At 68.9% G+C, this 11,423-nt stretch carries 7 protein-coding genes and 1 tRNA gene; 2 read left to right on the top strand and 6 right to left on the bottom strand.

From position 1 onward, the window contains the following. The 3 genes from ACXJKH_RS07700 to ACXJKH_RS07690 form a co-directional block, all read right to left on the bottom strand. Positions 1–1,779: pepsin/retropepsin-like aspartic protease family protein (locus ACXJKH_RS07700; RefSeq protein ID WP_457318986.1), on the bottom strand; the 1,779-nt coding region annotated here is incomplete at its 3' end. Positions 1,780–1,894: 115 nt separating this feature from the next. After that, positions 1,895–3,055, bottom strand: coding sequence for a helix-turn-helix domain-containing protein (locus ACXJKH_RS07695; protein WP_457318985.1), 1,161 nt, complete (start codon positions 3,053–3,055; stop codon positions 1,895–1,897). A 128-nt stretch (positions 3,056–3,183) separates the two neighbouring features. Then, positions 3,184–3,260, bottom strand: a tRNA-Arg gene (locus ACXJKH_RS07690). A gap of 155 nt (positions 3,261–3,415) precedes the next feature. Between ACXJKH_RS07690 and ubiA the strand changes: the two genes are divergently transcribed. Both ubiA and ACXJKH_RS07680 read left to right on the top strand, forming a co-directional pair. Further along, positions 3,416–4,309, top strand: a complete 894-nt coding sequence (ubiA, locus tag ACXJKH_RS07685; protein ID WP_457318984.1) for a 4-hydroxybenzoate octaprenyltransferase — start codon at positions 3,416–3,418, stop codon at positions 4,307–4,309. A 371-nt stretch (positions 4,310–4,680) separates the two neighbouring features. Then, positions 4,681–6,072 (top strand): short-chain fatty acid transporter, encoded by a 1,392-nt coding sequence (locus tag ACXJKH_RS07680; protein WP_457318983.1) that lies wholly within the window; start codon positions 4,681–4,683, stop codon positions 6,070–6,072. Positions 6,073–6,084: 12 nt separating this feature from the next. Here ACXJKH_RS07680 and ACXJKH_RS07675 read toward each other — a convergent pair whose 3' ends face one another. From ACXJKH_RS07675 to ACXJKH_RS07665, 3 genes are all read right to left on the bottom strand, one after another. Next, positions 6,085–8,946: a type I restriction endonuclease gene (locus tag ACXJKH_RS07675; RefSeq protein ID WP_457318982.1), complete on the bottom strand. Its 2,862-nt coding sequence runs from the start codon at positions 8,944–8,946 to the stop codon at positions 6,085–6,087. A gap of 248 nt (positions 8,947–9,194) precedes the next feature. Next, the gene (locus ACXJKH_RS07670; protein ID WP_457318981.1) at positions 9,195–10,733 is read right to left on the bottom strand and encodes an HsdM family class I SAM-dependent methyltransferase; all 1,539 of its coding nucleotides are present in this window, start codon (positions 10,731–10,733) and stop codon (positions 9,195–9,197) included. Then, positions 10,730–11,423 (bottom strand): restriction endonuclease subunit S (locus ACXJKH_RS07665; RefSeq protein ID WP_457318980.1); only part of this gene is annotated, 694 nt, incomplete at its 5' end. The genes ACXJKH_RS07665 and ACXJKH_RS07670, both read right to left, overlap by 4 nt.

Below are 11,423 nucleotides of genomic sequence, written 5' to 3'. Positions count from 1 at the left end.
TCCATCGCGAACATAGCCGACCGCAACGCGTTCGCCTACCGGCAGTTCCCGCAGCATCACCCGCCAGTCGCCGAGGCCGCGGGTGGCCACCGGCGCACCGCGCAGGGACACGATGCGATCGTCCTCGCGCAGCCCCGCCCGCGCGGCGGCGGTGCCCGCAGCAACATCGCCTACGCGCACTACCGCGCCATCGGCTTGCAGCCACAGCCCGCTGCGGTCGAACGGCTCCGGTGACGCATTTTCGGCATTGGCGGTCAGGTACATGTGCTTGCGGTCGTAATCCAGACCCACCGTAAAACGCCGCAGCACCGCGCCGCCGAGGATCGCGCCGTAATCGGCCGTGGCCAACGCGCCCTTGCCGGTCGTCGACAGGTCCCCCGCCAGCCCCTCAACCACGATGCTGCCCAGGTGCAGAACGCCCAGCCGCGCCGGATGGGCGCGGGCCGGCCCACCGATGCCCCAGCCGACCACGGCTTCGCCGCTGGCACCGTACTTTTCAAGCAGGCCGTGGCGGCGCACGAACGGGCTGTTCAGGCTGAGCGAACCGCGTGACCCCGAGTCGATCCACAGCCGCAACGGGATCCCGTCCAGCACGCCGGACAGGACCGGCGCACGGTCGTCCTGCTCGAAGGCAAGCACGACCGCATCGACCGGCGGCGGGAAGCGACCGGGCTCAGCGAAGGTCAGTACGCCTGCGGCGTAATCGAAGGTGGTGACGAAACGACGGAAGGTCTCATAGCCGATGAAGCCGTCGTAGGCCACGCCCATCGAATTCAGCTGCTCGCCCAGCTCAACGACGTAGAACACCGGATGCGGCAGATGCGCCTCACCGACGCGCAGCGCGCGCCCTTGTGCCAGGCTCAGGTCGATGGCCGCGTCGCCGGCACCGCTGATGCTCAGCTTTCCCGCGCTGGCGACGCCCAGGCGCTTGGCCGCGGCGGGCGTGAGCAGGTTCACCGCGCCGGTATCGACCAGGAAGCGCGCCGGCTTTCCATCCACTTCGGCATCGACATACATATGGTTGTTGACCAGGTCGAAGGGCACCCGGGTGATGCCGGCAGGGTTGTCCACGTAGGCATCGGTCGGCATCGGCGGTGGCGCGAAGGCTGCCTCGGCGAGCGGTGCGTTGATCGCGTAACGCTGCACCTGCAGCACAGTGCGCAGGCGCGGATCGCTGTGGCCGCGGCTGTCGATCGCGTCGACGGTGATCCGGTGCGGCAACTGCAGGCCGTCTACCTGCCGGTAATCGCTCGGCACCGATACCGTCGACCCCCCGATGGCCGGAACCACGACGCGGGCAAGCAGGCCGGTGCCGGCATCGAACCACAGCTCGAGCGGATCGCCACCGTCAGGCGTTGCTGCGATGAGGGTGTAGCGCCGGCCTTCCAGCGTCTGCGCGCGCACGGCGGCATGGCCTGCCGGCAGGCCGCCGACATGCCAGTACGTCCGCGCCGCCAGCCACGCCTGGGTACGTGCCTGACGCAGCGGCACCACCCCATTGAGCAACCCGATCTCGCCGCCCGGGTCGCGCCGCCACACGTGCTGGCCATCAAAGCCGTGGGCCTGTTGGAACGCACCCAACGCCGAGGATTCGACGTAACGGCCGCTGCCCAGMGCCTGGGTGAGCTGCCAGGCACCGCTCAGGCCGCCGGCCGATCGGGTGCCCGCCATCTGCAGCGTCTGCACGCTGTCCCAGTTCGCGCCCCCGCTGCTGGCCTTGGCACGCGCCAGTACCGCTTCGGCATCCTGCGTCTGCGCCGTGACCGCGCCGGCCGCCATCAACGCAACAAATAGCCATCGTATGCATCGCATCCCGCACCCCACCTTGTCCGAGTAGGTGCGCAGGACAGCAGAGGTCAAGGCACGATTCGTCTGATCGTGCCGGATCGCACCTTCAGGGGCAGCTGCCGGCCTGCTTGTCGGTGGCGGGCAGGCGCCGGTACTCGCGCGGAGTGTGGCCGGTCACCCGCTTGAACACTGCGTTGAAGGTCGATTTGCTGCCGAAGCCGGAGGCCAGGGCGATCTCCAACACGCTGCGACCATCGCCGCCATCGGCCAGGCTGGCCGTCGCACTGGCGATGCGGAAGGTGTTCACGAACTCGAAGAAGTTCTGCCCCAGGCCCTGATTCAATGCCTGCGACACATGGTTCGGTGGCCAACCGCTGCGCTGGCTCAGGCGCAGCAGGTCGAAGTCGGGGTCGGCATACAACCGCTCGGCCTGCACCAGACGGGTGAGTTCGGCGGCGATCCGCGCGCAATGGGATGCATCCAGCCCGGAGCGCTGGTAGCGCGGGTCCATCGCGGTGCCGGTGGCGGTTGCGTCGCGCGCGTCCGTGTTCCTGGCGGCCGGCGGCCGTGCCATCAGGATGCGCTGGCGCAGACCGGACAGGGCCAGCACGTACATGCCGGCGGTGGTCAGCCAGTTCAGCGCCACGCCGAGCCACGGCCAACCGGGGATATCGGCCGCCGGTGCCCAGCGTCCGAGCGTGCTGGAGATCCAGCACGCCACGATCACCGCCAGCAGGCCGCGCAGCCAGCCGAGCTGGCGCGCCGCGTCGTGTTCCTGCGGCAGGTGCGGGTGAAAGGCATGCCATAGCGCGGCCAGCAGATACGGGGTGCCCTGCAGCAGCCACGCATGGAAGCTGAGCAGGAAGACCGTTTCACCTGCCGCGGCGGTATCGAACGGTGCCACTGCGTTGGCCAGCGAGACGACGAAGGCCATCCCCGCCGGCAGCAGGTGCCAGCGCAGGCGCGCGCGCGTGGGCGTATGGCCAGGGCGGGTCACTGCACGCGCATAGCCATACAGCAACGGTCCCAGCAGGTAGACCAGCGGCACTTCAATCACGCGCAGCCAGCGCACCGCTGCCGCCGTCAGCCACGCATCGCCGCCCAGCAGGAAGGTGCCGAACAGATTGGCCAACGCAAAGCAGGCGAAGAACGCGGTGATATACCGGGCCGCACGCGTCTGCAGCCCGCATCCCATGCCCGCACTCAACGCAGCCAGCCCGAGCGTCGCGGCACCCGCCGCCAGGTTCAACAGATCCGGTGGAGTCATGCCGGCAGTGTTGATGATGGGAGGGGAGGGCGTCCAGCGCACGCGGCGCGTGCCACGGACGCACAGCCATGCCGCCGGCGGCGACTTGGAGAAACGGGGAGGCTGGGGTCGCCATGCAATGGCGGAGATGGTGCGCCCGGAGGGATTCGAACCCCCGACCAATGGCTTCGGAAGCCACTACTCTATCCGGCTGAGCTACGAGCGCGTTGTGTCCTGCGTTCCCGGGCGCCGATGCTGGCCGCCTGACGCCTTGGTGGCGCGGGAGGAGCATTCTAGCGGGAAACGCCGCGCAGGTCTGCCCCCTGTACAAACGCCTGCCCCGGCAACGCCGGCTGCGGGGCTTGGCGGTATCCTTTGCGCATGGCTTATGAACGTTTTGAAGTCCCCGCCGGCGGTGCGCCGTCGCGCTGGGGCCAGTACTGGAAACTGATGCGCGCCGATCGCCCGATCGGCACCCTGTTGCTGCTTTGGCCCACCTGGTGGGCGTTGTGGCTGGCCACCGGCGGCCTGCCGTCGCTGTGGACCCTGTTCGTGTTCAGCGCCGGGGTATGGCTGACGCGGTCGGCCGGCTGCGTCATCAACGATTACGCCGACCGCTGGCTGGACCCGCACGTCAAGCGCACCAAGGACCGCCCGCTGGCCAGTGGCAGGGTGTCCGGGCGCGAGGCGCTCGTGCTGTTCGCGGTGCTGATGCTGGTCGCCTTCGCCCTGGTGCTCACCCTGAACGCGCTGACCATCGGGCTGAGCTTCATCGGCATCTTCCTGGCCGCCAGCTACCCCTACCTCAAGCGCTACACCCACCTGCCGCAGGTCTACCTGGGCATGGCCTTCGGCTGGGGCATCCCGATGGCCTTCGCCGCCGTGCAGGGCGAGGTGCCGGTGATCGGCTGGCTGCTGTATGGCGCCAACATCCTGTGGTCCACCGCCTATGACACCTGGTACGCCATGGTGGACCGCGACGACGACCTGAAGATGGGCTCGCACTCCACGGCGATCCTGTTCGGGGATCTGGACCTGGTCATCCAGGGCATCCTCTACGCACTGTTCCTGGGCACGATGGCCCTGGTCGGCGTCCGCGCCGGACTGGGCGCGGCGTACTGGCTGTCACTGGGCGTGGCTGCCCTGCTGATCGTCTACGAGTTCATGCTGTGCCAGAAGCGCGAACGCGACCGCTGCTTCAAGGCCTTCCTGCACAACAACTGGGTAGGCGCCACCCTGTTCGCCGGCATCGCCGCCGCCCTGGCGTTCCATTGAAGGCAGGCCAACGCCAACCGGTCATGCCCCGGTAGTGCCGAGCCATGCTCGGCAGCCCTTAACCCAGCAGCGCCATGACCCGGTAGTGCCGAGCCACGCTCGGCAGCCCACAACCCAGCAGCGCCATGCCCCGGTAGTGCCGAGCCATGCTCGGCATCCCGTAACCCAGCAGGTCCATGACCGGTAGTGCCGGCCGCTGGCCGGCTCCCGACCCTGCTCAGGCGCCGCCCATGCGCCATCCCCACGTGCCCAACACCGCCCCCTAAGACCAATAGGCGACTGACACCGCCCCCGCCAACCCACAGAATCCCCCCATTGAATGCTCCGGGAGAGAGCCAATGGCCACGTCGACAACGATTCGGGACGGCTTCATGGCGCGCGCAGCCCTGCGCTCGGCCGCATGGGCCGAAAAATGGTTCCCCGATGCCTACGTCTTCGCCGTCCTCGGCGTCATCATCGTGGCCGGTGCCGCCATGGGCTTCGGCGCCACCCCACAGGCCACCGCCAGCGCCTTCGGCGAGGGCTTCTGGAGCCTGATCCCCTTCACCATGCAGATGGCGTTCGTGGTCATCGGTGGCTACGCATTGGCCACCGCCCCCATTGTGGCGCGCTTCATCGACCAACTGGCGCGGGTGCCGCGCACCGGCCGCGGCGCGGTGGTGTACGTTGGCCTGGTCAGCATGCTGGCCTCGCTGCTCAGCTGGGGCTTCTCGCTGGTGTTCGGCGGGCTGCTGGTACGCGCGCTGGCGCGCCGCGAAGACCTCAAGATGGATTACCGCGCCGCCGGCGCCTCGGCCTACCTCGGGCTGGGCGCGGTGTGGGCGATGGGCCTGAGTTCCTCGGCCGCGCAGCTGCAGGCCAACCCGGTCAGCATGCCGCCGGGACTGGTGGAGATCACCGGCGTGTTGCCCTTCACCGAAACCATCTTCCTGTGGCAGTCCATCGCCCTCACCACCGCGCTCATCCTGGTCTCGCTGCTCATCGCCTGGCTCACCGCGCCGGGCCCGGCCACGGCCCGCACCGCCCGCGAATTCGACGGTGCCGCCCAAGCCGAGCCGCAGCCGCTGCAACCGCGCACCCGCCCCGGCGAATGGCTGGAATACAGTCCGCTGTTGACCGTGCTGCTCTCGCTACTGGCCTTCGGCTGGCTGTTCGGCGAGTTCGCCAGCAAGCCGCTGGTAAGTGCGATTGCCAACCTCAACACCTACAACTTTCTGTTCATCTCGCTGGGCCTGCTGCTGCACTGGCGGCCGCGCAGCTTCCTCAACGCAGTGGCCAAGGCCGTGCCCAGCACCACCGGCGTGCTGATCCAGTTCCCGCTGTACGGCGGCATCGCCATGATCCTCACCCACGCGGTGGGCAGCGGCGATGAAACGTTGGCGCATCGGCTCTCCAGCCTGTTCGTGCATATCGCCACCACCGACAGCTTCGCCTTGGTAATGGGCGTGTACTCGGCGGTGCTGGGGTTCTTCGTGCCCTCCGGCGGCGGCAAGTGGATCATCGAGGCGCTCTATGTGATGCAGGCGGCCAACGAACTGCGCGCGCACCTGGGCTGGGCGGTACAGGTCTACAACGCCGCCGAGGCGCTGCCCAACCTGATCAACCCGTTCTGGATGCTGCCGCTGCTGGGCGTGCTGGGGCTGAAGGCGCGCGACATCGTCGGCTTCACCTTCATCCAGCTGCTGGTGCACATCCCGCTGGTGCTGGGCCTGCTGTGGCTGCTGGGCATGACCCTGACCTACGTGCCGCCCGTAATGCCCTGAGCCCTCGGGCGCTCAGTCCAATGGCACCGCCTCGAACAGCGCCGCCCGGCCAAGCAGCGCGGGCAGGCCGTCCAGCACGGCGTCGCGCTGCTGCGGCGTGAGCTGCATCGGCCAGGCGGGCGTCAATCGTCGGCGCAGCGCCATCGCTATCAGATGCGGCGCGCCCGCGTGCGCTACGCGGACATCAATCAACGCCGCTTCCAGCTGCGCGGCCAGCGCCTGCCGCAGCCGCAGCTGCGCCCGRCCGCCGGCAGCGCCCAAATGACGGGTAAGCAGCCCGTGGCAGGCTTGCAGCAGTGGAGATGCAGCGTACTCAGCGCCGGACCCATCACGGTCGAGGGTTGCGTGCAGCGCCCTCAGGCCCTTCAAGCGTCGGGCCGGCGTGGCAGGCTGGGCCAGCAGCGCACGCAGCTGATGGTGCGTGCGACGTCGCATCTCCGGGGCGACCGTATCGACGTCCAGCTGGACGCGCAGTTGGCTGTGCAGCGCGTCCGCCTCATGCCGGACATCCGCCGTGTCCATGGCCTGCAGGCTGAGGTACTCCCACGCCGGTTCCTGCACCTGCGGTGCCCGCTCGCGCGCCCAGTGCCGGATGCGCACGTCCTCGGCCACATACAGCGGCTGTTCCTGCGCGTCCACGGTGACGGCATCGCGCAACAACGAACAGAAGTGCAGGTCGTACTGGTAGCGCCAGCGCTGGCTGCCCTCGGCCATGTCCTGCTGATCATCGGCGGTGAGCAACGCGGCTTGGAGCTGCTGGCCGAACGTGGTCACCCGTCGGTGCAGGCAGCGCCGACGCTGGCGGTGCAGGTCACGGGGTTCGCCGTGCGTGTCCAGTGCCCAGCGCGGCGCCAGGTGCGTGCGACAGGCGTGGAAGTTGCTGCCGCTTGCGGCCGGTAGCAGAGCGCGCAGGCGTTGATGGTGGCGGGGCAGGGCGGCGTCCAGGTCTTGTCGTGGGCCCGGTGCCCACGCGTCCGGCCCCGGTAGGGGGCAACCCGAGGCGCGCAGGTTCACCAGCCACGCGCAGCGCTTGTCTTGGTGTGGGCGGCTGAGCAGGGCCACGGCGCCCGCCAGCGGAGTGCCAGACAACTCGCGGTCCAGATACACCACCGCCAGACGCGCATCGAACGAGGGCAGTGCCACGCCGGCAGCAGCGATCAACAGCTGTATCTGCCCGAGATCACCATGGCGACGGCTGGCCACGCACCGCGCGGTGGCCGGTACGAGCGCACTGCGCAACGTGCCTTCCCGCACGAAGGCGCGCTGATAGTGCCGCGCGTCTTCGTTGCTGGCCACCAGCAGCAGTGCCTGCAGGTCGCGTTCGGTGCGCAGGAGGCTGTCGGCAACGTGCTGGCAGATCGCCGCAGCCAGTGCAGCCACGCGGGTATCTGGTGAATCCGGCTGGGTATCGTGCACGATGGCGGCTACCGGCGAAGACTGCAACGTCTGCTGATACACCGGCGCCAGTACACCGTCCGCCACGCCGTGCGCGGGCGGATAGGCATACAGCAGCGGGGCGTCCTGTCCGCCTTCGCCCACGCAGGGGGCCGGCGTCGATGTCAGCCACAACCACGCCGCGCGCGGCAGGCGCTCGTGTGCACGTTGCAGCCAGGCGGGATGGCTGTGCTGCAGGTCGGCGTCCACCAGCAGGACCAGGTCGTCGCCAGCGTACTGTGCATCGCGTCGGCGCAGCCATGCCTGCAGCRTCACCAGGGAGGTGTGAAGCGTGGTGCCGCGCCCGTCGGCCAGGAAGGCGGCCAGACGCCGTCCCGGCGACAGCGGCGACGGCGCGTCGCGCATCGCCGCAGACAGCGACGCGGGCGACTGCACCCGCAACACCCGGCAATGACGCAACCAGGGATCGCGTCGCAGGTGGTGCAGCAGCCAGTGCCGCGTCAGCTGCATCCCGCTGCCGGGCGCCAGACACAGCTGTCCGCCGCAGCGTCGCCCCTGCACATCGATGCGCCGCAGCTGATCCAGTGCCGCCTGCACCGCAAAGAACTGCGCCGAGCGCGCGATGCGGCGCCGTCCATCGGCGGCGACATCGATGAAACCGCGCAGCAGGGCCAGCACCCGCTCCGGTGCCATTACCCCTGCCAGCAGCGGGGCGTGTACGGCGCGTAGATCGGCAAGCGCCTCGCCACGGTCGTTATCCGTCGGTGTGGGCAGCGCCATGCGCAGTTGCTGCAGGCGTGCGGGCGCCCAACCCTGTTCGCGCCAGTGCACCCAGTCTTCAGGCGGCGAGCCGTGGGTGGCGTATCGCCCGCCGCGACGATCCAATGCCATCAGCACCTGTGCAGAAGAAAGTGCCGGCCCGGGACGCTGCCGCTGCAGTAACGCAATCGCCTCCACGTCGCTTCCCCAGCGCCACTGGCCATCGCGCTCCACACACAGCACACCCAGCAGCGGCAGCCCGTTGACGTAGCCAGCCAACGCATCCACACGGGCGACGGCATCGCGGGCTACCTGTCCACCCGGAGATTCCGCAACATCCCAGCCGTTGCGCTCCACGTGGTCCCAGTCGATCACCTGTACACAGGCGTGTACCCGTTGGCCGTCCGGCAAGTGCTGCTCGATATCGATGCCGTCCAGCAACAGCCGAAGCAGCGCGTCATTGCCCTCGCGGACCCCGCGCCGCTGCACCACCCGGCCCAGTGCCGCCAACACCTGGGCCATGCCGCTTTCGTCCAGGGACCAGGTCTGTCCGCGCGCCGCAAACCGTATTGCCTGCAGCCGCTGCCGCAATCTTGGCAACAGGATGCCATTTGCATTTTCGCTCTGGTACGCCGCATGGTCCACCGGCGACAGGTACCGCCAKCCCAACCGGCGCARCCAGCCCAGTGCCGAGTGCTTYACGGTAGTCGCAGGTTTCATGCGCGACTCCCAGCAGCGTCATGTGTGCGATGGCTGGGCCGGCGAGATGACCTGCGCACGTGTACGCAGGCGGACGAGACAGTAAGGGAAAGGGAATGCGACATACCCGCAGTCTGGCGCAGCGGGCTTCGCCCACACCGTGTGCATCATTCCGTTTCCTGATCACCGCATGACGCGGGTGCCGCATAGTTCTGATGCTTTCCAACAAGCAGATAGCACCCGTCGATCAGCCGTTCTGGCCGTGCCGGTCATGCCGCGCCACGCTCAGCGGCCGCCGCATACGGTTGTTCCAGCGTGCGCAGATCCACGTCCAGCGCCTGCTCCAGCGCATTCAACCGCGACCGCAACGTCGCCCGCTCGCGGCGAACGGCGTCCAGCGATGGCGAGGCGTCTGTGGATTCCGGGTGCACGTAGCGGGCAACGCTCAGGTTGCCATCGTGGTGTGCAATCAGCGCCGGATCGGCGCGGCAGACCAGCCCGGGCACATCCTTGCGCGCCTGGCAGAGCGCCAGCAGCTGCTCGGCGCCAGCACGGTCCAGCTTGGCGGAACGCCTGCCACTGGACTGCAGCTGGCGCGCATCGATGAACAGCACCGCTTCGTCATTGCGCACGCTGCGCAGGACCAGCAGCGCCGTGGCGACCGGGGTGCCGGCAAACAGCCGGTCGGGCAGGCCGATCACCGTCTCGATCAGGTTGGCGTCCAGCAGGCGTCGGCGGATGAGCGCCTCATCGCCGGCGCGGAACAGCACGCCGTGTGGCACCACGAGGGCGATGCGCCCGCGCTGCGGGTCCATCGCCTTGAGCATGTGCTGCAACAGCGCCAGATGTCCCCACTGGCGCGGGGGCAGGCCGTGCACGAAGCGCCGGTGTGGATCACGAGGCGCGCGCTCGGGCGCCCACGCCAGCGCAAACGGCGGCCGCGACAGCTGCACGTGAAAACGCTGCAGCGTGCCGTCCGGCTGCACCAGCATGTCGTGCCGCAACGGCGTGCCCCCGTGTACGGCATGATTGTCTTCGCCGTGCAGCAACAGGCGCAGGCGGGTGCGCGCCCAGCCGTCGTCCATGTCCTCCTGGCCGGCCAGCCGGTGGCGGCGGGCACCATGCCGCGTTCGCGCCCAGCGGCTGGCGGCCAGCAGCAGGCTGCCGCTGTGGCAGGACGGATCACAGATGCCCTCGTCCTCTGCCGGGTCCATCAACGCAGCCATCAGCCAGCCCAGCGCATCGGGCACATGTGCAAGCGGCAGTTTGCTGCGCCGCGGTTGATTACGCTCCAGCAACCGATCCACTGCCTCGCCGATGTCGCTGCGATAGGCGCCGCGCAGGCTGCGGAAATCCAACGCAGGCACTGACAACCGCCCCAGCAGCCGCGACAGGGCCACCTCGCGCCGGTCGGCATCGCGCGGCCAGCCATCGTGCAGGCGCAGCACATCGAACACCTCGCCCAGCGTGGCCGGATTGGATTGGGCCAGCCGCTGCAGGGCGGTCATGATGCGCAGGTCGTTGCCTACTGCGAAGCGATGGTGATGCAGCGCCTCAAAGCGGGCATCGGCCGGTACCGCCAGCAGCTGTGCGCCGGGAGCGCCGGGCGGCCAGGTAAGCGGTGACCCATACGCGCCGCTCGGATCGTGCGCGGCGGCCTCGGTATCGCTGGCGATCTTGAGCAACAGCAAAGCCAGCAGCAGGTGCGTGGCGGCCTCGCCCTCGGCGGCGTCTACCAGCACCTCGCGGGCGGCGGTGAGCGCGGCCAGCGTGGCATGCGCGCCCGGCAACGCGGCAATCAGGTTCATGCGGCACCTCCCTGCAGAAACTGCTCGGCCACAACGGCGATCTCCTGTTGGCGGTTGTGGATCAGCGCTTCCAGGCAGCGCTGCTCGGCCTGCACCGCCTGGGCGATCGCCACGATGCGCTGCTGCTGTGGCAGCGGCGGAATGCGCAGCGGCAACTGCGCCACCACCGTCTTGCGCAGGCTCTGTTGGCGCGATCCCGCCGCCTGCTGGTGCAGGTAGGCCTGGGCCGCGCGCTGGTTCAACTGCCATGCCAGAAACGCCGGCAGCAGGTCGGCCGTGCTCACCCTCACCATGTACATGTGCGGACTGCACACGGTGGATTCTGGCGGCGCACGTAGCAACATCGCCAGCGGGTGATTGCCGCGTGCCGCGATCAGGACATCCTGATCCTGCACCCAGTCCGGCGGCTTGCGTGCGCGCAGCACGGTACGCAGCAAGTGCTCGCGCTCCCGCAGGCCATCGGCGCAGAGGTTCTTCAATTGGATGACCTGCACCGGGCCCCCCGGTACGGCGCCGATGGCACCGCGAAAGGGGTGGCCTTGGCGGATGCTGGCCACGTCGCCAAGCAGGGCGATGCGCGTGAGAGTGTTCATGCGTGCACCATGCTTTCGGGGTGGGGGAGGGTCAACCGAGCAGGTGGGCAGCATTTGCAATGATGCGAAATGGAGTGCGGTGGATGTGCGGAAGTGG

The organism is Stenotrophomonas sp. P5_B8 (assembly GCF_054049855.1).
Note: the sequence above shows the minus strand (reverse complement) of the source record. Positions and strands in the feature narration are given on the sequence as shown.

Excerpts from the sequence above, each read along its gene's own strand:
- ACXJKH_RS07695 (WP_457318985.1), bottom strand. The coding sequence starts at position 3,055 with ATGACTCCACCGGATCTGTTGAACCTGGCGGCGGGTGCCGCGACGCTC.
- ubiA (WP_457318984.1), top strand. The coding sequence starts at position 3,416 with ATGGCTTATGAACGTTTTGAAGTCCCCGCCGGCGGTGCGCCGTCGCGC.
- ACXJKH_RS07680 (WP_457318983.1), top strand. The coding sequence starts at position 4,681 with ATGGCGCGCGCAGCCCTGCGCTCGGCCGCATGGGCCGAAAAATGGTTC.
- ACXJKH_RS07670 (WP_457318981.1), bottom strand. The coding sequence starts at position 10,733 with ATGAACCTGATTGCCGCGTTGCCGGGCGCGCATGCCACGCTGGCCGCG.